Source organism: Desmospora activa DSM 45169, from assembly GCF_003046315.1.
GTDB classification, from domain to species: domain Bacteria; phylum Bacillota; class Bacilli; order Thermoactinomycetales; family DSM-45169; genus Desmospora; species Desmospora activa.
In genome coordinates this window covers 802,367-824,552 of the sequence record NZ_PZZP01000001.1, presented here as the reverse complement: position 1 = coordinate 824,552, position 22,186 = coordinate 802,367, and the positions used below count along the sequence as shown (strand labels likewise).

General features: G+C 48.4%; 20 protein-coding genes, 1 tRNA gene and 1 pseudogene. 3 read left to right on the top strand and 19 right to left on the bottom strand.

Annotation, left to right across the window (positions count from 1 at the left end; all coding sequences use genetic code 11):
• Positions 1–22 precede the first annotated feature (22 nt).
• From yihA to C8J48_RS03915, 16 genes are all read right to left on the bottom strand, one after another.
• On the bottom strand, positions 23–622 hold the full coding sequence (gene yihA, locus C8J48_RS03990) for a ribosome biogenesis GTP-binding protein YihA/YsxC (protein WP_107725059.1): 600 nt from the start codon (positions 620–622) through the stop codon (positions 23–25).
• Complete coding sequence (lon, locus tag C8J48_RS03985) at positions 603–2,945, bottom strand: endopeptidase La (protein ID WP_107725058.1); 2,343 nt, start codon at positions 2,943–2,945, stop codon at positions 603–605. Before lon ends, yihA begins: the two co-directional genes overlap by 20 nt.
• Positions 2,946–3,080: 135 nt before the next feature.
• On the bottom strand, positions 3,081–4,763 hold the full coding sequence (gene lonB / locus C8J48_RS03980; RefSeq protein ID WP_107725057.1) for an ATP-dependent protease LonB: 1,683 nt from the start codon (positions 4,761–4,763) through the stop codon (positions 3,081–3,083).
• 402 nt (positions 4,764–5,165) lie between these two features.
• Positions 5,166–6,347 (bottom strand): alanine racemase, encoded by a 1,182-nt coding sequence (locus tag C8J48_RS03975; RefSeq protein ID WP_107725056.1) that lies wholly within the window; start codon positions 6,345–6,347, stop codon positions 5,166–5,168.
• 11 nt (positions 6,348–6,358) lie between these two features.
• Positions 6,359–7,486, bottom strand: coding sequence for a lipid II:glycine glycyltransferase FemX (locus tag C8J48_RS03970; RefSeq protein ID WP_170105138.1), 1,128 nt, complete (start codon positions 7,484–7,486; stop codon positions 6,359–6,361).
• 172 nt (positions 7,487–7,658) lie between these two features.
• The gene (gene clpX, locus C8J48_RS03965; protein WP_107725055.1) at positions 7,659–8,921 is read right to left on the bottom strand and encodes an ATP-dependent protease ATP-binding subunit ClpX; all 1,263 of its coding nucleotides are present in this window, start codon (positions 8,919–8,921) and stop codon (positions 7,659–7,661) included.
• 23 nt (positions 8,922–8,944) lie between these two features.
• Positions 8,945–9,523 (bottom strand): ATP-dependent Clp endopeptidase proteolytic subunit ClpP, encoded by a 579-nt coding sequence (clpP, locus tag C8J48_RS03960; protein WP_107725054.1) that lies wholly within the window; start codon positions 9,521–9,523, stop codon positions 8,945–8,947.
• 81 nt (positions 9,524–9,604) lie between these two features.
• Positions 9,605–10,897, bottom strand: a complete 1,293-nt coding sequence (gene tig / locus C8J48_RS03955; protein WP_107725053.1) for a trigger factor — start codon at positions 10,895–10,897, stop codon at positions 9,605–9,607.
• Between the two features lie 178 nt (positions 10,898–11,075).
• Positions 11,076–11,152 (bottom strand) — tRNA-Arg (locus C8J48_RS03950).
• Positions 11,153–11,318: 166 nt separating this feature from the next.
• Positions 11,319–11,837, bottom strand: a complete 519-nt coding sequence (locus C8J48_RS03945) for a metallophosphoesterase family protein (RefSeq protein WP_170105136.1) — start codon at positions 11,835–11,837, stop codon at positions 11,319–11,321.
• Between the two features lie 13 nt (positions 11,838–11,850).
• Positions 11,851–12,489, bottom strand: a complete 639-nt coding sequence (locus C8J48_RS03940; protein ID WP_107725051.1) for an XTP/dITP diphosphatase — start codon at positions 12,487–12,489, stop codon at positions 11,851–11,853.
• Positions 12,452–13,231, bottom strand: a complete 780-nt coding sequence (gene rph / locus C8J48_RS03935) for a ribonuclease PH (protein WP_107725050.1) — start codon at positions 13,229–13,231, stop codon at positions 12,452–12,454. The genes C8J48_RS03940 and rph overlap by 38 nt, the downstream gene beginning before the upstream one ends.
• A 186-nt stretch (positions 13,232–13,417) precedes the next feature.
• Complete coding sequence (locus C8J48_RS03930) at positions 13,418–14,452, bottom strand: GerMN domain-containing protein (protein WP_170105134.1); 1,035 nt, start codon at positions 14,450–14,452, stop codon at positions 13,418–13,420.
• Between the two features lie 174 nt (positions 14,453–14,626).
• A complete protein-coding gene (gene racE, locus C8J48_RS03925; RefSeq protein ID WP_245891056.1) occupies positions 14,627–15,472 on the bottom strand; it encodes a glutamate racemase in 846 nt (281 codons plus the stop codon).
• Between the two features lie 167 nt (positions 15,473–15,639).
• A complete protein-coding gene (locus C8J48_RS03920; protein WP_107725048.1) occupies positions 15,640–16,086 on the bottom strand; it encodes a MarR family winged helix-turn-helix transcriptional regulator in 447 nt (148 codons plus the stop codon).
• Between the two features lie 214 nt (positions 16,087–16,300).
• Positions 16,301–16,729 (bottom strand): DUF441 domain-containing protein, encoded by a 429-nt coding sequence (locus C8J48_RS03915; protein ID WP_245891055.1) that lies wholly within the window; start codon positions 16,727–16,729, stop codon positions 16,301–16,303.
• A gap of 245 nt (positions 16,730–16,974) precedes the next feature.
• Between C8J48_RS03915 and C8J48_RS03910 the strand changes: the two genes are divergently transcribed.
• A complete protein-coding gene (locus C8J48_RS03910) occupies positions 16,975–17,754 on the top strand; it encodes an ABC transporter ATP-binding protein (protein ID WP_170105132.1) in 780 nt (259 codons plus the stop codon).
• A gap of 89 nt (positions 17,755–17,843) precedes the next feature.
• Here the strand turns inward: C8J48_RS03910 and C8J48_RS03905 are convergent, their stop codons facing one another.
• Positions 17,844–19,025 (bottom strand): GNAT family N-acetyltransferase, encoded by a 1,182-nt coding sequence (locus C8J48_RS03905; protein WP_107725046.1) that lies wholly within the window; start codon positions 19,023–19,025, stop codon positions 17,844–17,846.
• 482 nt (positions 19,026–19,507) lie between these two features.
• Positions 19,508–20,098, bottom strand: a complete 591-nt coding sequence (locus C8J48_RS03900) for an NAD(P)H oxidoreductase (RefSeq protein ID WP_107725045.1) — start codon at positions 20,096–20,098, stop codon at positions 19,508–19,510.
• Positions 20,099–20,384: 286 nt separating this feature from the next.
• Here C8J48_RS03900 and C8J48_RS03895 point away from each other — a divergent pair, with 286 nt between their 5' ends.
• Positions 20,385–20,714 (top strand): winged helix-turn-helix transcriptional regulator, encoded by a 330-nt coding sequence (locus C8J48_RS03895; RefSeq protein WP_107725044.1) that lies wholly within the window; start codon positions 20,385–20,387, stop codon positions 20,712–20,714.
• A 107-nt stretch (positions 20,715–20,821) separates the two neighbouring features.
• On the opposite strand, the pseudogene C8J48_RS19030 reads toward C8J48_RS03895, so the two are convergent.
• Positions 20,822–20,911, bottom strand: a pseudogene (locus C8J48_RS19030) (helix-turn-helix domain-containing protein); the annotation flags it as partial.
• A 519-nt stretch (positions 20,912–21,430) separates the two neighbouring features.
• Between C8J48_RS19030 and C8J48_RS03880 the strand changes: the two are divergent.
• The gene (locus C8J48_RS03880) at positions 21,431–22,186 is read left to right on the top strand and encodes a GNAT family N-acetyltransferase (RefSeq protein ID WP_170105130.1); all 756 of its coding nucleotides are present in this window, start codon (positions 21,431–21,433) and stop codon (positions 22,184–22,186) included.

The window sequence follows — 22,186 nt, the reverse complement described above, 5'->3', positions numbered from 1 at the left end:
CGGATCGGAACGGTTCGTCGTCTTACACAGTTTTTCTTTTTCTGACGCAATCACCGATGGCACTCCAGACCTCTTCTTTTCCTTGCCCTGTCTGGGCGGAGAAAAGAATGAGAGAATCCTCCGGCAGCAGAGACAAACCTTCTTTCACCTGTTTACGGTGTTTGGGCCAATGTCCTTTGGAGATTTTATCCGCTTTGGTGGCGACGACAATGACAGGGATGTTGTGGTGCTTCAGCCACTTGTACATCTCTTGGTCATCACGGGTGGGCGGATGGCGCAGATCGATCAATTGTATCACACCGACTAATTGGCGCCGTTGTGTCAAATAGGTTTCCACCATCCGTCCCCACGCCGCTTTTACTGCTTTGGAAACACGAGCAAAACCATAGCCGGGCATATCGGCAAAATGTAGTTGTTCATTGATACGATAAAAATTGATGGTTTGTGTCTTACCCGGCTTGGAACTGGTTCGGGCTAAGTTTTTTCGGTTGATTAAGCGGTTGATTAAGGAGGATTTACCCACATTGGAACGCCCGGCCAGAGCGATCTCCGGCAGGGCGTCATCAGGGTATTGTTCCGGGCGAACAGCGCTAATTACAATTTCAGCTTGGGTTACTTTCATCGGAATCCCTCACCAATGCTAACTTCAATACCTCATCCATATGACTGACCGGGGTAATTTTAAGGGATTCCTTTACACTGGCAGGAATCTCCTCGATATCTTTTTGATTCTCCTCCGGAATCAAAATATGCGTCAATCCGGCACGATGGGCGCTTAACGCTTTTTCCTTCAGTCCACCAATCGGAAGCACACGACCGCGGAGTGTCACTTCACCCGTCATACCGACTTGTCGGGAAACGGGGATTTCCGTTAGGGCCGATACCATCGCTGTCGCCATGGTGATCCCGGCGGAGGGTCCATCTTTGGGGATCGCCCCTTCCGGCACATGGATATGGATATCGTTTTTTTCATGAAAATCCGGATCGATATTAAAACTATTTGTTCGGGAACGGATATAGCTGAAAGCGGCTTGAGCCGACTCTTTCATTACATCTCCCAGTTTTCCTGTGAGAGTAAGCTTTCCTTTCCCCGGCAGCACCGACACTTCAACCGTCAAGGTATCCCCGCCCGCAGCCGTCCATGCCAGTCCGGTAGCAGCCCCCACTTGATCCGTCTCCTCCGCCTTGCCGTAGCGAAATTTCTCCGGCCCCAGAAATTGTGGCAGATTATTGGCGGTAACCACTACTTTTTTCTTTTCATTGGAGACCAATTGTTTTGCCGCTTTACGCGAGAGATTCCCCACCGCCCGCTCCAGATTACGAACGCCTGCTTCCCGCGTATAATGACGTATCACTTTCTGGATGGCATCAGTATTGATCTGTAATTTTTCCTTGCTCAACCCATGTTCTTTCATTTGTTTGGGAATCAGATATTCCTTGGCGATTTTCTCTTTTTCAATCTCGGTATAGCCGGAGATATTAATCAGTTCCATCCGATCCAACAACGGACGCGGAATTTGATGAGCCGCATTGGCCGTGGTAATAAACATCACTTTGCTCAAATCATAGGGTAGCTCAATATAGTGATCGCTAAAAGTAGCATTCTGCTCCGGGTCCAACACTTCCAGCAAAGCGGAAGCGGGATCGCCCCGGAAATCCATCGCCATCTTATCGATTTCATCCATCAGAAATACCGGGTTGGACATTCCAGCCGTCTTGATTCCCTGAATAATACGGCCGGGCATCGCACCGACATAGGTGCGGCGATGACCGCGAATCTCCGCTTCATCACGCACACCACCTAAGGATACGCGTACAAATTTGCGTCCCAAAGCACGAGCGATCGACCTTCCCATCGACGTTTTCCCTACTCCAGGCGGCCCTACTAAACAGAGTATGGGCCCTTTAAGCTTGTTTACCATTTTTTGAACGGCTAGATATTCCAATACCCGTTCTTTCGTCTTTTCTAGGCCGTAATGGTCTTCATCCAAGATGGCTTCAGCGGCAGCCAGATCCAGCACATCCTCAGTCTCTTTATTCCATGGCAAATCCAGCAACCATTCTACATAAGTACGGATCACACCACCCTCGGCGGAAGAGGTTGGCACTTTCTCCAGCCGCTGTAGCTCTTTTTCCACTTTCTCCTTAACCGTATCGGGCGCAGACAACTCCTCTAACTTTTTGCGGAGTTCTTCCACTTCCCCCATCCGGCCTTCTTTTTCACCCAGCTCCCGTTGGATCGCCTTCATCTGTTCACGCAGATAATACTCTTTCTGCGTTTTTTCCATCTGTTTTTTTACCCGCTGCGAGATCTTTCGTTCCAGCTCCAACACTTCCCGTTCATCGTTTAGGATGGATAGAAGTGTCTCTAGGCGTTCGCGGATATCGATGGTTTCCAAAATTCGCTGCTTGTCTTCGATCTTCAACGGTAGATGAGAAGCGATCACATCCGCTAATCGACCAGGTTCATCAATATCGGAAACCGCCGACAAGGTTTCTGGGGAAACCTTTTTCGACAGGCGCAAGTATTGCTCAAAATGATCCAAAACTGAGCGCATCAACGCCTCCACGTTGACATCGTCTACATCTTCCTGCAATATTTCGCTAACGCGCACTTGATAAAAGGAATCCGTCTCCCGAAATTCCAACAGACGTGCCCGGTGTAAGCCTTCCACCAACACCCGGATCGTACCGTTGGGCAACTTCAGCATTTGTCTGACGCGGGCAATCGTGCCCATCTGATAAATATCCTCTGGTGTCGGATCCTCCACCTGGACCTCATGCTGCGTTGCAAGGAGAATTAAATCATCATCTACCATTGCTTGCTCCAACGCTTTAACGGAGCGATCGCGACCGACGTCCAAGTGCAACACCATATTGGGATACACCAGCAAGCCGCGAAGTGGCAGCAACGGCAGCATGCGCTCCTCCTCTTTAACGGCCATGTATGCACCTCCGATGCCGTGTCCAGTCTGTAATTACATAGATTAAGCTTTGTACGATTTTATCTTATTCAACCTCTTTTGTCCATGACAGCCTATCCACCATAGAACGGGCGGCTGGAACGACCTTGTCTATGCTTATCCCACAGGGGCACCTGTAGCCGTCAACACCCCTGTTGCCGGAAGGGAAGCCTCCTCTACGCTTTCTTTTTCCCAACAGGCCAATTGTAACACTTCTTCCACCGTGTTTACGGGAATCACTTGTATTCCTTCCCAGTTTTTAAACAAGGCTTGCATATTTTCAGCCGGGATTAAAACACGATTGGCACCCGCTTGCTTGGCCGCCTCCACCTTGGCAACAATACCACCCACCGGCTTTACTTTGCCATGGATCGACATTTCCCCGGTCATCGCCAGTTTATGATCGACCGGAATGCCTTTGATGGCCGAATAGATCGCCGTCGCCATCGTTACACCCGCCGAAGGGCCGTCAAGGGGGACTCCTCCAGGGAAATTTACATGTAGGTGATACCTATAGGGATCGATATCCGTTCGCCGTAGAACCGTCAACACATTTTCAACTGAGCTACGGGCCATACTTTTGCGGCGTAGGGTACGCTGACGCCCTCCCAACTCCTCTTCGTCCACCATCCCAGTCAGGCGAATGCTCCCTTCTACTCCGGCGGGCGTCGGCAGAGCAGTTACTTCGATTTCCAAAAGTGTTCCCATATTGGGGCCGAACACGGCCAATCCATTAACCAGACCCGGCTGTGAACGATCAGGAATTTTTTTGTCTGGACGAGGCGTCAACTGACTGCTGTGTACTACCCATTCTACATCGACCGCTTTAATTTCATCCCGTTCTTCTGTCAAAGCGATCCCCCCTGCTGTTTGCACGATATTGACCGCTTCCCGCCCATTGGTCGCATATTTTTGGATGACCTGAATCGCCGCCTCCTCCATTGCAAACTGCATTCGATCACTCGCCTGTCGGGCGATGCGAGCGATTTCCCCTGCTAACAAGGGGCGGAAAAAAATCTCCATACAGCGTGAGCGAATCGCTGGCGGAATCTCCTCCGGTGTACGGGTGGTCGCGCCGACGAGACGAAAATCCGCCGGTAACCCATTCTGGAAAATGTCGTGAATATGGCTGGGGGTATTGGTATCTTCCGAACTGTAGTACGCACTTTCAAAAAAGACTTTGCGATCTTCCAACACTTTTAGCAGCTTGTTCATCTGAATCGGATGGAGTTCCCCGATTTCATCGATAAATAACATACCGCCGTGGGCTTTGGTAACCGCACCCGGTTTCGGTTGCGGAATACCCGCCATCCCCATGGCTCCCGCTCCTTGATAGATGGGATCGTGCACCGACCCGATCAGCGGATCGGCAATCCCCCGTTCATCAAAGCGGGCAGTGGTGGCATCCAACTCCACAAACTTAGACTGCGGATTAAAAGGAGATTGTGGGTTTTTCTTCGCCTCCTCCAACACTACCCGTGCCGCTGCCGTTTTTCCCACTCCCGGTGGGCCGTAGATAAGGATATGTTGCGGGTTGGGGCCACATAATGCCGCTTTGAGTGCGCGCAACCCTTCGGTCTGACCGACGATTTCAGCAAAAGTGGTGGGGCGCGTCTTTTCCGATAAGGGTTCTGTCAGGGAAATGCTGCGCAGCTTGCGCAATTTGTCCATTTCCTTGCGCGACTCCCGATCCACCGCCGTTCGATTGGACTGTTGATTTTTTAGCAGGTTCCAGAAATAGAGGCCGATAACGATCGAAAAGAAAACTTGAAGCATCATAATTAAAACTGTCCAGTTCATCTGCGATTCCTCCCCATCTGCCCTTTGGCCGGATCTATGGATGTTGGCTTTAGTATGACCGTCGCCACAGAGGGGTAATCGCGTAATGTTGGAACACCATTATATGGCTGTATCATGGGGAGGGGGATTTTTGAGTCTGCGTACTCTTGCTGCTTGCATAGAAGTTAGAACTGTCCGCTTCAGCTGCCGAGGGAGGAGCGGGCAAAATTCGCTGTCGCTCAAACAGGTTGCCCGCTTTTTTCCCCACCCTCGACGGCTTCCGCTGGGTGACACAGCAAAGGTACTTCGCTTTTTAAACCCCTTTATCAATCAGATAAACAACCTTGTTACAACGCTTATCCCGCTAAAAAGACGCTGCAAAGCGCTTGCAGCGTCTGGCTGATCAAGAGGATTATTTGCTGATCAAGATGTAGCCCCTAAGGTTTGATTCGTTTCTTCCGCTGCGGAAGACAAAGGTGGTGCTTCCTTCTCTTCTGCTCCTTCTTCCACATAGCGATCAAAGGTGGCAGTCGTCATCCGCAGTTGAACCGGAAGCTCTTCTCCCACTTCCGGCAGTGCGGCCCCTGCAGGAAAGAAAAGGACGCTTGTCTGCATATGAGGCGGCTCGGCAAACCAGGTTCGTTTTCCTTGGAAGGTAAAGGGGCTCAAATGGCGATTTAGGATATGCAACAGCCAAAAGGCGGTCAATTTTAACATATCCTTTAATCCGCGAACGCTGACCGGAGCTTCCAGACCTACTCCATTAGCGGAACCGCCTGCTACATAGACGAGACTTCCGTTTTTTCGGGCTTTGCGTTGCTTATAACCAAAACGCTCCCCCCGTGAAATCGGTTGGATATCCAAGACGGTGGCGCGTACATCCACAAAGGATTTATCCTTTAACCATAAATCCGTTCCCAACCGCATCACCCAGTCAACCTGAGGATACTTTTCCCGCAGCCGCAAGTATTGAGCGGATGACAGATGGCTGACAAAAAAGGATCGCTTTTCCTCTGTAGGGATGTGTTTAAGCCAACTTTCCAACTGGGTCTCTTTGGCGGCAGCGCTCATCCCATCCTTGGGAAAATGGATGGCATATCCCTCGATACGAATGGAAAGGCCCGCCTCCTGCCCGATCGTTTCCAGCTGCTCAAGCGTGTCCGCCTCTTGCAACGGAAAACCATATCGCTTCATCGTTGATTGTAACTTGATCACCACACGCACTTCCGGGTGATGATCCCGCCAGATGTTGGGTTTGGTATCAATCAATCGCTGAAATGATTGCACTAAATGATCCAAATGGCGGCGACTACCGATCGTATAAATCCGTTCCGATCGCAGATCATCTGCTTCTAATTCCGTCAACACCGGAGTGAGAATAAGCACCTGATCAAAGCTTCCTTCTCCCTCCAATTGGCGTGCTTCTTCCACCGTTCCCACCGCAATGGAGCGTTTACCTGCACGCTGGGCAGCGCCGACTAAAAACTCGTTGCCAAACCCGTATCCGTTCCCTTTGATCACCGGTATAAATCGTGGAAAACGACTCTCCGTTTCCGCCAAATGGCGCAGCCAGTCATTACGGTTTAAATATAACGTGAGACTCATTGGTACACCCCTCAGCGCTTCTTCATATACATGTCAAATGCCCAGTGCAATAGCGGTTGCAGAGGATAGTCCCATTCACCGATCAATTCACAGGCTTCACCACCGAAGCCCAATTTAAACCGCAACAAACCATAAAGATGATCCGATTCATCCAGTGTGTCACTAATTCCACGGAAGTCGTACGTATGGGCACCCATCGCGTGGGCATCTTGGATCATCTTCCATTGGATCGCATGGTTCGGCATCTTTTCCCGCTTTTCATTGCCGCTGGCTCCATATAAATACCATGTATGACCATTGGTGTGGATAAAGATAGTAGAAGCCAACAGTTGCCCCTCGTGTCGGGCCATATACAGGCGAAAGCGGTTAGGATCTTCTTTTGAGAGAGCTTGGTACATCCGATGGAAATAAGGGTATCCACGAACGGAAAAGCGATCCCGCTCCGCCGTCACTTTTAACAGCTCGTAAAATTCCTTCAATTCCTCTTCTGTACCAACCGTTACCTCTACCCCTTGCTTTTCCGATTTACGTACATTACGGCGCCAGTTGGTGTGAAAACCGGCAAAAATCTCATCCAACGAGCGGTCTGTTAAAGGCAGGCGAAATACATATTGCGGCTGGATAGCGGAGAAGCCTCCTTCTCCCTCTTTTCCTTTCCAACCCATGTCTTTTAATTCCTGCAACACGTATTCGGTATGGCCGTCCACTTCATCCGGACCAAGATCCTTTAATCGCTTCCCCTTCAGCTCGTGCTCCCGAATCTCCTTTAGATATTGACGGATTGTAGGGGTTTTCCATTTTGCCCGCACCACCGGCGGTTCCATCTTTACGGAAAAAGCGTTCCGCTCCCGCAAATACTCAAACAAGGGTTCAAACCATTCTTTTAAGTTTTTGCTTTTCCAGTCAATTACCGGGCCACGGGGTATGTATGCCAAATATTTATTGATACCTGGCAACTTCCGGTATAGAACCAATGCACAACCGACTAGTTTGCCTTCATCATTAAACCAACCGAGACAATCATTTTCCCATTCCGACTTCACTTTTGCCCATGAGGGATACTGCATGAAGTTGCCCAAGGGCTGCTTTTCAATAAAAGATAAGTAGTCCTGATGTGAAACTGCTTTGACGTACATCATGCAAACCACAACTCCAGTTCCTGATTTCTTCTGGGGTGCGAAATCAATAAAAAAACCCTTTCTGGGTTATGATCGTTCCCATAGTATTCTAACATAAAACCGAAAGCCTGCGTAGAAAATGGGAGCGATAATAAAGGAAAACCGCGCCCCAATGGACGCGGTCAATTTATTCTTACGCACTTTCCTCTTTCTTGTTGACTCTGCGGCCTTCTCGTGTGGTTAAGCGGGGAGCCACCTTATTTTCCACTGTGGCCTTGGTTACCACACACTTGGTCACATCGTCCCGGGACGGAAGGTCGTACATTACATCGAGCATAATTGACTCAATAATCGCTCGCAATCCCCGTGCCCCGGTGTTCCGTTTAATCGCTTCATCCGCGATCGCTTTAAGCGCATCCTCTTCAAAGATGAGCTCCACATTATCGATCTCCAACAACTTCTGATACTGTTTGACCAGTGCGTTCTTCGGTTCGGTCAAAATCCGTACCAACGCTTCCTGATCCAACGGTTCCAATGTAGAGATGATGGGCAAACGACCCACGAACTCCGGAATTAAACCAAAGCGAAGGAGATCTTCCGGGAGTACCATTTTTAGATATTCACCCTGTTTCAGATCAGCGGTGTTGCTGTCGGAGCTAAAGCCGATCACTTTTTTGCCGATGCGTCGTTTAATGATGGGCTCTAATCCATCAAAGGCACCGCCGCACACAAACAGGATATTGCTGGTATCGATTTGGATAAATTCCTGATGGGGGTGCTTGCGTCCACCTTGGGGCGGAACACTGGCAACCGTTCCTTCCAGGATTTTTAAGAGCGCCTGTTGAACCCCTTCACCGGATACATCACGGGTGATGGAAGGGTTCTCCGATTTGCGCGCCACCTTATCGATTTCATCAATGTAGATAATACCCCGCTCTGCCTTCTCTACATCATAATCCGCAGCCTGAATCAGCTTTAAGAGGATGTTTTCCACATCTTCTCCCACATAGCCAGCTTCAGTGAGTGATGTAGCGTCAGCGATGGCAAAAGGCACGTTTAAAATTCTAGCCATGGTCTGTGCCAGCAGCGTTTTCCCGCTCCCCGTGGGACCGATCATAATGATGTTGGATTTTTGCAACTCCACATCATCCGATTTTTGGGAGGAGTTAATCCGCTTGTAATGGTTATATACCGCCACTGCAAGCGATTTTTTAGCAAAATCCTGTCCAATCACATATTGGTCAAGGATTTCGTTGATCTCTTGGGGTTTCGGGAGATTGGCCAGATCGATATCCTCTTCGCCGCCCAGCTCTTCTTCCACGATTTCGTTGCACAGCTCAATACACTCATCGCAGATATAAACCCCGGGACCGGCCACCAGCTTGCGCACTTGATCCTGAGATTTTCCGCAGAAAGAGCACTTGAGCTGTCCTTTTTCCTCGTTAAACTTGAACATGCGTATCACCCCTCTCAAAGGTCTTAACGGGTGATCACCTGATCCACCAAACCGTACTCTTTGGCTTCCTGTGCACCCATGAAATAATCGCGATCCGTATCGCGTTCGATTTTTTTCAGAGGCTGACCCGTTCGTTCCGCCAAAATGTGGTTGATCCGTTTTCGCGTATGGAGGATCCAGTCAGCGTGAATCTGAATATCAGCGGCCTGGCCGCGCACCCCGCCCAAGGGTTGGTGAATCATCACTTCGCAGTTTGGAAGTGCGAACCGTTTCCCCTTGGTGCCAGCCGCAAGCAGGAATGCACCCATACTCGCAGCCAATCCCACACAAATGGTGGACACATCTGCTTTTATGTACTGGATGGTGTCATAAATCGCCATCCCCGCCGTAATCGAACCGCCAGGGGAGTTTATGTACAGGTGAACATCTTTGCCGGGATCATCCGCAGCCAAAAACAACAGCTGGGCGACGACAACATTGGACACCTCATCATTGATCGGACTGCCGATAAAAATAATACGGTCTTTAAGCAAGCGGGAGTAGAGGTCATATGCCCGTTCGCCCCGGTTGGTCTGCTCGACGACCATCGGCACCAAATTCATGGCTTTCCCTCCTTTCCTCCTCTGTATTTTTAAAAACAAGGCACGCGTGAAAACGTGCCTCGTTTTTCCGTCCTATTCTCATTATGCCGCATTTTTACTGTTGGATACAAGTAGGTCGACCGTTTTTCGGATCTTCAAATCTTCTTTGACCGATCCCAAACCACCCTGGGCTGTCAGCAGTCGCTTCACTTCTTCCAACTCGCGGTTCATCTGTTCCGCCAGTTTTTTCAATTCGGCTTCTACTTCCTCGTCGTTCACCTGAATTGACTCCTGCTCGGCGATCGCTTCCAGTACGAGGTTGGCCCGCACTTTCTTCTCTGCATCTTCCTTAAACTGTTCCCGAATGGCAGCGATATCCTGGCCGGTGAATTGAGCATATTGCTCCAGGTTGATTCCCTGCATCGACAGTTGCTGTTCAAAGTGACGCAGCATATGATCGATCTCATGCTCAACCATGACGGGAGGCACTTCGATCTCCGCATTTTGAGCCGCTTGTTCCACCAGGGTATTACGCTTATGATTTTCTTCTTCTTGCTGCTTTTGCTCTTTCAGTTTATTCTCGATATCCGCCTTCAATTCATCCAAGGTATCAAACTCGCTGACATCCTGCGCAAATTCATCGTCTAATTCCGGAAGCTGCATCCGCTTGATCTCGTGCAGCTTTACCTTGAAGACGGCTTCTTTGCCCGCCAGCTCTTCAGCGTGGTACTCTTCGGGGAACGTCACCTTGATCTCTTTTTCTTCCCCTTGTTTCATCCCGACCAACTGTTCCTCAAAGCCGGGGATAAATTGACCCGAGCCCACTTCCAGATTGTACTGTTCCGCTTTGCCGCCTTCAAAGGGCTCTCCGTCGACAAAACCTTCAAAATCGATAATGGCGCGGTCTTTCTCTTCCACTTCACCGTCTTCTACAACGATGAGCTCTCCTTGCCGTTCCTGCATCTGTTTCAGCTCAACATCCACATCTTCCGGCTTCACGGAGAAATCCTCTTCCGGGATTTCCAACCCTTTGTATTCCCCTAACGCCACTTCGGGCTTAACGGTTACAGTCGCTTTAAAGATAAACGGTTTCCCTTTTTCCAGTTGATCGATATCGATCTCCGGCTGATCCACGGGTTCGATTTTGGTCTCTTCGACGGCGGATTGATACGCTTTCGGCAGTAGAATATCCAGTGCATCCTGGTATAAAGCTTCCACACCAAAGCGTTTTTCAAAAATCGAACGCGGCACTTTACCCTTGCGGAAACCAGGGATATTCACTTTTGTGACCACTTTGCGGAATGCTTGGCCCAAAGCTTCCTCCAGCTGTCCCTCATCCACTTCAACCGTCAGAACTCCGCGGTTTTTTTCTGTTTTTTCCCAACTTGCCTTCATCGATCAGTTCCCTCCTGACACCGTACATTCAGCTTAAAAACTCTTTTATTCCGTACGATTACAACCACTTCATTATAACATATGAAAGCCGCTTTGCAAGGGAACGGCCTGGAAACAAAAAGAAAAGCCCAGTATATTCCGGGCGTTAAAAAAACACAAAACTCCGTCCCTGATTCGCTGGCATCCCAGGAGGGATTCGAACCCCCGACCGACGGCTTAGAAGGCCGTTGCTCTATCCAGCTGAGCTACTGGGACTCAGTGGGAGTGATGCGTAATACTCATTATATCATGATGGCAGATGTGGTCAAGGGTTCGATGGATTAATCTTCAACTTCAACACTTCTAAACCTGATGGCAAGAAACCTCCGCCATTTAACGTTAGTGTAAGCGGGGGAGGTTCATTGCAGCATATTCATCCGTGTCATTTCTGTGCCGGCTTCAGTGAAAACGTTCCACCTCGCTCTGTGACGACTTCGCCAGAAGGAGTAAAATAACGGATCGAAACACGACTCTCATCCACATCCTCCAACACCGTATAGGTGGGAACGGCAAATCCGCGCGGTTGGGTGATGCTGCCAGGGTTGATCAGCAGAATGTTCCCAGATTGCTCACACAGCGGATAATGAGAATGGCCAAAACAGGCGATCGTTGCCCCCACCTTCTCCGCTCGATAGCGAAGAGACAGCAGGGATGAATTCACATGATGGCGATGGCCGTGTACCACAAAAAAACGCCACGCTCCACCGTCCCATTGTTGTTCTTCCGGAACCGGCTCCCAATCGCAGTTGCCGCGAACCACTGTCAGGGAAACGGCAGGCAAGCGACTCTGATCCGTACAAAAATCACCGCAATGAATGACATGATCCGCCTCCTCCCGCTTGACGATCCGGTTGAGAAGGGCTTCTTCCCCGTGGGAATCGCTGACGATCAGGATGCGCAAGGTGTTCACTCCTTTATTGATGGAACCGATACCGTTCATTTAAATATGCGATCAATTGTTTAACCGCCTTCGCCCGATGGCTGATACGGTTTTTTTCCTCCGGAACCAGCTCCGCCATCGTTTTTGCGTAATCCGGCAGTTGAAACAAGGGATCATAACCAAAGCCATTGTCTCCCTTCGGTACTTGCCCAATTAAACCGGTACACTCTCCGCGCACGGTATCAGTCGGTTTTCCCGGTACCGCCAATGCCAGCACACAGACAAACGACGCTTGCCTCTCGCCAGCGGGCACATCGGCCAACGCTGCGAGCAGTTTGGCGTTGTTCTCTGCATCTGTCGCTCTTTCACCGGCATAACGGGCGGAATGTACACCGGGCGCTCCATTGAGGGCAGCCACCGTCAGACCGGAATCGTCCGCCGCCACCGGTCGTTGCAAATGGTTGGCGATCGTTTCCGCTTTTTTGGCTGCATTTCCGGCAAAGGTGTCCCTGTCCTCCACAATTTCTGGTAACCCGGTAAAAGCAGACAACCCCACCACCCGGATGCCCAGTATGGGTTCGATCATCGCGTTTAGTTCCGTCACTTTATGTTCGTTGCCGGTGGCAAAGACTAACTCATTCCACCGCCAAGTTTCCTTTTTTGTTGACTCCATGCTCCTGTCCTCCGATCAAAGCAGCCGCTTCCCCTAACAACTCCCGTTGTTTCTCCACCAGTTGAATCGTTCCTTCCTTGGCTAGGGCCAACAACTGTGTCAACTCATCAGCAGAGAAGGGCGATTCTTCCCCGGTACCCTGTACTTCTACATATTTACCGGTGCCGGTCATCACCACGTTCATATCCACCTGTGCTTTGGAATCCTCTTGATAACACAGATCGAGACAAGGGACGCCATCTACGATGCCTACACTGGTAGCGGCCAAAAAATCGGTAATCGGCAGGCGAGAAAGGGACTTATTCTGTACCAATCCCCACAACGCTTGAACCGCGGCCACATAAGCCCCTGTAATCGAGGCGGTTCGTGTCCCCCCGTCAGCCTGTATCACATCGCAATCCAGCCATAGCGTGCGTTCGCCTAACCGTTCCAGTGAAATGACAGAGCGTAAGGATCGGCCGATAAGCCGTTGGATCTCCATCGTGCGTCCGCCCACTTTTCCTTTGCTGGATTCTCGAATGGTCCGGGTTTGGGTAGCACGAGGCAACATAGAATACTCAGCGGTGACCCATCCTTTTCCCGACCCGCGCAAAAACGGTGGCACCCGTTCCTCCACCGAAGCGGTACAGATCACTTTAGTCTCACCGATACACATATAGACGGACCCTTCCGCATGTTTAATGAAGTTGGGGATCATCTCCACTTCCCTGAGTTCGTTCGCTTTTCGTCCGTCCACTCTCAACGGCGATCCCTCCAAGCCAATGGTTTTCTCATTATAACACAGCCTTCCCGGTAAACGAAGCAACCAGCCAAAAAAGAAAAAGAGGTCGATTTCACCTCTTTCGATCCTTTATTCCATTATTGAGCCAGAGGAGTATCCCAGCCGATACTCACTGATATATAACCTACTGTTGAAACAAGCACTTTATCACAGTCCGCTCGGATTGATGCGATCAGGTCGTGTTACCGGCTTGTCAAAGCCCTCAGCGTCAACATCAGATTCTCCCTCTACCGTAATTTTCACTTTTTTAGCGGCAGTATTTTCAGTTAGGGAGAGAATAATCGTTTGCAGAGCATCCTTAGAAGCTTCCTGTTCATCGCTGTATTGCAGCAGTTCTTTGCCAAAGTCAGCAACTGCCGTATCCCCTTCTACCTTTACACTGTTTACTCGGGTAGTTTCCGCCAATGCCGTCACCAGTTCTGAACCGTGCTGAGGCCCTTTCACCAACTCTTGCAACGCCGCTTCCGCCGTGTTACCCTTCCGCTTGATCATACGGGTAACCGGAACATAATAAACATCGTTATTCTCGGTCTGACCCAGAAAATACAGAGTAACGGGCATACTGGAGCTGGCGTCCACTCCTTGGGATAGCTCCAAATTGATACCACCGTTGCGGGTTAAACCCACTGCCGGATTTTTCCCTTTTGGCATCGCTTGCAACGGGCGGCCATCCACGCGGATATCAACACGTTGAACCGAGTCAAAACCGGTCAAGCTCCAGGTAACCGCACTTAAAATCTTCTCTTCCAAGGCGGCATCATAAGACAAAAATTCCTTGGAAAAATCAATGGTGGCCGTTCCTTTGCGGATATCCAGCCCATTAATCTTCGTTCCTTCCGGTAAGATACCACTAAAGCCTTTGGGAAGCATGGACGAAGCTGGACCATCTTTCACCATATACTGAAGGGCTTCCTTTGCAATGCCTTCCACCTTGGGAATATTGAGAGAATAAGGAACCACATACCCTGTATCGGTGAGAAAATAGAGTTCCATCTCCCCTTCTTCTTTGGCAGCCGACTCCTCTTCTTTCGATTTCGACTTCTGCTCTTTTTCCTCATCGCCGGATGATTGCGGCGGCGGATCGATTGGGGCTGATTCTTTTTCCGGGCCAAACAGGCAAGCCGTCAGTACCAATGGCACCAACGCCAAAACCAAGGCCCCACGCAACAAGGATTTCCGCATATTCTTCCCTCCTGGGACAAAGTCTAGTACATGTATACGAGCCCCTGGGAAAAATATCACCTTGTTTTGCAGCGAGTGATAAAATCTCATAGAAAAACCCCGCGAAAGCGGGGGTTGATTAATGACAGAGTGGGCCCGGGTCCCGATTTCCATCTTCCTTTTATCAGTGGTTTGTCAACGAATCAGGGAAGCGGGCAGGGATGGCGTCTTCTCCTGCTCCACCTGGACCGATCGACCCAGCCAGTCCTCAGCGATCATTTGGAATGAGGCCGGTTCACCGCTGGTAAAGAAGTAAGAATCATGCTGATTGTTTTCCACTAACAACCGTTTATGATACAGGATCGTACTTAGTTCGCGAGCCGTCTCCTCGGCAGAACTGATGAGCGTAACCTCTTCTCCCATTTCACGGGCAATTAGAGGCGCAATCAAAGGATAATGCGTACAGCCGAGAATCAGGGTGTCCAGCCCTTGTCCCTTCAATGGCGCCAATGCGTGACGCACAATCTCCCGGGACAATTCGGTATCTCCACCTCCGCTCTCCACCAGAGGAACCAAGGTGGGACACGCATGGCTAACTACCGTCAGGGTAGGGTCAATCTGCTTTAATGCTCTTTCATAAGCACCGCTCTGCACGGTTCCCTGTGTGCCGATCACACCGATCCGTCCACCTTGGGACACCTTGATCGCGGCACGGGCACCGGGTGTGATTACTCCCAGCACAGGAATCGCAAACTGCTCTCGAATCTCCTGCAGCGCGACAGCGGTAGCGGTATTGCAGGCGATAACCAGTGCTTTTAACGGATAGCGGGATAAAAAATGGACAATTTCTGTGGTGAACATTCGAACTTCACGAGGGGGTCGCGGTCCATACGGGCAACGCATTGTATCCCCAAAATAGACGACGCCCTCTTTCGGCAACTGTCGGAACATTTCCTTGACGACGGTTAATCCTCCGACGCCAGAGTCCAGGATGCCGATCACTCCTTGCGTTTCACCCTGTTGATCCATCGTTGTCAACATCCTCCAGTCTCATCCTAGCTGCATCTCTATCACATCTTATGAAAAGTTCAGCCTGCCCGTTTCCCTTTTTAGGACGGGCTATCTCCCATCTATAACGACCATTTTAACAGAGTAAGAAACGTTGCGAAACTGAGTAAAGGAAAAACTCCCCGCGAAACAACAGGGAGTCACTTTTTCATTTCCTCATGGAGAAGAGAGAGATGTTTTCCCATCTCTTTTACCTCTTCCTCCGAAAAATGGGATAAAACTTCCGACAAATAAGCTTGTCTCGCTTTCATCACATCTCGAATAATGGAAGATCCTCGCTCCAACAGATGAATCCGAACCACTCGACGATCCCGTTCATCGCGCACCCGTTCCACTAAATCATTTTTTTCCATGCGATCAACTAAATCCGTCATTGTGCTGCACGCCAGAAACATCTTTTGGCTCAATTCCCCGATCGTCATATCCCCTTCATCATTTAACCACAGCAACGCCGTAAACTGCGGCGGAGTGATCGGAAACTCATTGAGGATGTCCCGCCCTTTTCGTTTCACGATTACACTGATCTCTCGGACCAAGCGCTCAATTTCCGCTACCGTTTCCTCCGATAAATTTGAGTTGGTTTCCATTCATTTAAACTCCTTCATTCTCTACTGTGTGGTCAAATTCATGATTGCCCACAGTTTCATCATTCAATCTCATTTCCACAGGAACAAAAGGTTCAGAAAAATAAATCATAGCAAGTTTCCTGTTATCATCGTACCGAAAGGAGAAAGCGGTGACAAGTCTGTCACCAAAATATCAAAAAAAGCACCTGGTATTTAAGCTATTATCCAAAAAAACTCATTTCAACCAATGGGCAAACATCGACAAAATCCCTGCCGCTATCAAGGGTCCTACCGGCACACCACGAAAAAAAGCGACACCGACGATGGTTCCGATCAGTAATCCCGTTACAATCGTCGGTTGATTCGTTAATATCCCGGCCCCTCTTCCCCCCAGATAAGCGACAAATATGCCGACAACAATAGCAGCCAGCCCGGATACGCTTTTTATGGTATCAACCAGGTTGGTCCACGGAATTTTCCCCAAGGCGATCGGAGCAAGGACACCCATCGTTAAAATGGCCACTCCGATTTTCAATCCATACTGTTGGGTCCATTCCAACAGCTGATCACTCGGCCACAAACGGAGGAGTAACAACCCCAGACCCGCAATCCATACCGTCGCATTTTTAGAGAGGGCACCCAACGCCACAACTACAATCAACATCAGATATACATCCATTTCATCCATCACTCTTTCCGTATACATGCAAGTACAGATCAATGCAAGAATAATACCATTCTAATATATGATTAGGATTTCATCACCCATCACCACTCATGCGGCATAGAGAAGCCCTTATCCCACCCGCTTTATCACTTTAATATCGTTTTGCCTTCTTCCCTGAAAAGCATTTATAATTTAAAAAATGCTAAGAGCCTGACGCAAAGAAAGGAATGGAAACGTAAGTTATGATCAAACTTCAACAAATTACCTATCATCGGCAAAACCGAAGGATTTTGGATTCGATCGATTGGGAAGTGCATCAAGGAGAACACTGGGCGCTCATCGGTCCCAACGGGGCTGGAAAAACGACATTATTAAATATTCTCAACGGGTATATATGGCCGTCCTCCGGTACTGTTGAGGTACTCGGTAAAACCTTTGGACAGACGGACCTGAGGCAATTGCGAAAATCGATCGGATGGGTCAGCTCCTCCTTAGCGGAGCAGTATGGGCGAAATCACGGCCGCTTAACCGCAAGCCAAGTTGTATTGAGTGGAAAGCACGCCTCGATCGGCCTTTATGATTCCCCATCGTCGGAAGACACACAACAGGCAGAACAACTGTTAGAAACCTTCGGTTGCCAATCCCTCGCTCACGCCCACTTTCACACCTTATCCCAAGGGGAAAAGCAACGTGTCATTCTGGCACGGGCCTGGATAGCCCATCCAAAGCTTTTGATTTTGGACGAGCCCTGTTCTGGCCTAGATTTTCCTGCACGAGAGCATCTACTCCATGCCATCGGCACCTTTGGCAACCAGGCGAATGGTCCGACAATCCTCTATGTCTCCCACCATGTAGAGGAAATCTTGCCGTTTATTTCGCACGCTCTATTGTTACAACAGGGTCAAATACTGGCAAGCGGGCCAAAACAACAGATTTTAACCAGTCACAACCTCAGTCAACTGTTTCAGATGAAAGTGGAGACCGAATGGCAACAAGGCAGACCATGGATCCGTCCTGCTTAAAGTTAGGCGCCATTGCCTATACGAGATCATTCCATCCCTTTTACAAAAGAAAGCGATTCCTTTTTGACTGGAATCGCTTTGTTAATTGGTTAAAAGAAATCCGGAAAATAAGCCGTTCTCACCGGAACGAGCCGTTCCCACTGTCGGATCTGCTCTTCATCGCCTGTCAAGCGACCGATTTCATATAAGGTGGAGGGACGTCGGTCACCGAGCAACATCGCCGACAGTGTTTGAATATCGCATTGGACCGCGGCAGGGGTATGGCGACGGGACTGTTCCAACACTCTGACATCCACCTGTCCCGTTTGATCCAATCGCAGCTCAAAGGTACCGTGATTCCAGGTTGCAATGGTATCTTTTACATGCAATACAAGTGGTTCCATTTTCCCCTCTACCTGAAACGGAAACTGCTCTAAAAACGCTTGTACATCGACGATCCTCCCCATAAAGTAAGGGATCACTTCCTGTTCAATCCGTGGATCCGGTAGTAAAAAAGGTAAATGGTCATCAGGAGGAGCGATGACGGTCACCTGATCGATCATGGAATCGTGGTTGGCGATCAATTGCCATAACCCGCGTCTACCTCCCTCATCCAGGTAAACCATCTCATTGATTTGCATTACTCTTTTCTTGACGCTGTAGATCATATACCCCCGTGGATTTCCTGCTTGATCAAAGTAAACCGCAATCGTTGACCCTTTCTTCTGGAGCGGCGATCGGTGCAACCACCAATCATCGCTTCTTTTGAGCGGGCCGTTGTATTGCGGGGCATATTCCTCGTAAATTTGTTTCAATAGGGGGAGATCGTCGCTCGTTCTGCGCTCGACCCTTCCCGAGACCAGATCAAAACGGGGTAGCTGCTCCCGTTTTAACGTGTACTTTTTTTGATCAATTAGATGTTCCCAACCGTATTTGCGATAGTATGAAAAAGAAAAAGGGTACAAAAATGAGACCGACTGGCCCGCTTCCTTCATCCCCTTTAAACCGTGGGTGAGTAACTGTTTAACCATACCTTGGCGCCGGTGTTCCGGCCATGTAGCGACACTGGCTACTCCACCCATGGCAAAAGTACGACCATGAATATAGACTTCCAGCGGCCATATCTTCATTTTGGCCGCCAAGCGGCCATCCTGAAAATACCCCCATGTCAGTTCGGCATCTTCCCGCTTTTTTTGCTCCTCTAATTCTTCTTCAACCAAATTGTATTGAAAAGCAAATTGTGACAAGGAAAAGATTTCATCGATGTCTGCTGATGTTAGCCGTCGAATCATTCGGACATCCTCCTGCCTTTTTCCTATAATATAAACCCATTATAGCGATCAGACCCCCATCAGTAATAGGCCTACCACCAAATTCATTCAAATAGTCAACCACCTGTATCAGCTAGATTTACAACATCATATGATATGGCGAGCAACTGGAAAGAGGTGAATAGAATGAGTGGATGTTATGGCGGTGGCTATGGCTTCGGACTGCGTCGGCTTCTAATTTTCCTGTTGGTGATTGCTACAATCTTTGCCTTGGTTAGTTTTGGTTGGTCTTGATCCCTAAAAGCACCCTGATGATTTAAGGGTGCTTTTCTTCTCACAAGCATTAAATAGAACAATTGGAAACACCCTCTCAACGTACAGTTGGAGAGGGTGTTTTGCGTGAGATTTCATCGGTTCGATCCGGGCAACTTAAAACCCAGGCAAAGGAACCCCATACCGTCCGGTAGCAGGGTTCATCAGGGATCGGCTTAGATTTTGATGGGTCAATCAGTGTCGCCGTTCAAATTAGAATAAGATAGCCCTAGATGGTAAGCTTGATTTAGCAACTCTTCCCGATGTTCTTGTTTTTCGGCTAACGTCTCATATAATATTTCCACCTTCGAATTTTCAATTCCCGCATAATTGGCAAATCCTACGTTAAGGTTGCGCCGCATCATTTTGTCGTATTCTCTTTTCTCAAAATGCTCCAATGAAGCTGCTGCAAGGCCTAGCCACAATATTTGTTTATGATGAAGTTGGTTTGAACCGTAGGCAAAACCATAGTTCCAAACGCGGTCCAGGTATCCCTTTAGCATCGCTGGCATACTGTACCACCAAATTGGAAAAATGTAAGCCAACCCCTCATGCCGTTTCATTCGTTCAATTTCCGTCTCTACCTCGGGAGAATAACGTTTATTTTCATTAGACCAATCAGGCTCATCTTCTTCCCAAAGAACAGGGTTAAAACCGCTACGATGCAGATCTAAAATCTCGGTTTCATGTCCGGCGTCTTTAAGGCCTTGTTCAAAACGATGGGCGATTGCAAACGTAAAAGAATTGGTTCGTGGATGGGATACTACGGTTAATATCTTCATTTTTTACACCTCGACTCTTTATTTACCATTCTCTTCACTAGAAGAAATCTGAACGCCGAACTGTTTAAAACGTGTGATCGCTGCATCTACCACCAAGTTGGATCTCATTTGCTTTCCTCCACTTTGTTTTTTATTAGCAAATGACTTAATGAGATTATGTATCATATAATCGGATTAGAAAAGTACGCACTTTTTTGTTATATTGATACCAAAAAGTATGATAGGAACTAAAAAGTGCTTTAGATACAAATGAGAAACAAACGATATATAGGAGGAACTTCTCACCATGAAGCCAGATTCGACTCGTCGTTATATTATCCCAGCGGAAGCAACATTGAATGTCATCGGCGGCAAGTGGAAGACACTGATTCTATGCCATTTATACTATGGGCCTAAAAGAACGAGCGAACTTAAAAAACTAACGCCGGAAATCACACAAAAAATGTTAACTCAGCAGCTTAGAGAATTGGAGAAGGATCGAGTGATTACAAGAACGGTTTTCAACCAGGTACCGCCAAAAGTGGTCTATGAATTGAGTGAATTAGGAGAGTCGCTCAAACCGGTAATCGATGAAATGTGCGAATGGGGGGAACGATATATCAAAGGGACGTTATAAAAACGCTAATATTTCGGGGGATGCTGCAATAATCGGTCTTCATCAATTACTGTACCCAAGCAAAGGAACCCTACACCGTCCGGTGGCAGGGTTCATCAGGGGTGGGCCTAGATTTTGAGATCGCCTAATCGAACGAGTTCCACGACCGCTTGAGACCGTCCCTTTACGTTCAGCTTTTGCATCACGTTCCTCATGTGTACCTATTACAAACATTAATAAACAGATGTGATACCTATAAAAGGCTATACAGAAGCGACAAGTTGTTCAGAGGAATCTTTCGTCTACCAAAAATAACGCTCCTGTCGTGGGAGCGTTATTCTTATCTGTAGATATCTCCACGGTTCCCACTGGTGAGAATAATGACTTGTTTCTGGTCGTGATTTAATGAAAACAAGGCTCTGTATGTACCAATACGCAGCCGAAAGGTTAGTTGCTCTCCTTTAAGCTTTTTAACATCGCCCGCAGGCGGGATCTTTCTAAGGCCCTCCAAAGCTTCAAGAATACCCTCTCGAACAGGCCTTGGTATCTTTTTGTTCTCTAGTGCTTAGTCCATTCCTTCCCGATTAAGAAAACGGCCAAAACCAGGGATAGTAGGCCTATCAACTCAAATTCATTCATATGCAAGTAACTTTCCTCTTTGTGAGAGTATATCATTCAAACAAATAAACAATATGGTATATTTAAATGGCTTAATAACGTGAAAAGGAGGAATTTTATTGCCTGTTTGGAAATGTGTATCTTTCGCTGAAAATCCGAGTTTATATGATCGTCTTGATGAAATTGCAGATGGCACTACTTTTCCGCTTTTTTTAATTGAGGGAGACCAAACCAATGCATTGTATTGGACAGAAGAGAAATTATTTACGGTATTTGCCTCTTATCAATTTGTCCTCTTTCACGATGAACAAATAGTAGCATCAGGAAATGCCGTCCCGATTTTTTGGGATGGTACCAAAGAAGGATTGCCAGATGGGTTTGACGGTGCGCTAAGACGAGCTTTTAAAGCAGATAAAATACCAAATACATTATGTGCGGTCTCTGTAATTGTCGCCCCTTCCTTCCGGGGGAAGGGAATCAGTTCAATCGTCCTGGAACATATGCGCGAAAATGCAATCAAACATGGGCATGACAAACTGATCGTCCCTGTTCGTCCGACTAAAAAACATCTATATCCGCTAATCTCAATGGAAGACTACATCAAGTGGACCCAACCGGACGGCTCCCCGTTTGATCCTTGGATTCGAACACATTGGCGGTTAGGGGCTAAAATCTTACAGGTTGCTCCTGCCTCAATGGTTGCACAAGGACCGTTGAAACAGTGGGAGGATTGGACTGATTTAAAATTTCCTCAGTCGGGCAATTATACATTGCCAGGAGCACTACAACCGATTCAAGTTGAGATAGAAAAAGACGTTGTCACTTACGAAGATCCTAACGTATGGATGCAGCATCATCTGAGGGGGAACCAATAA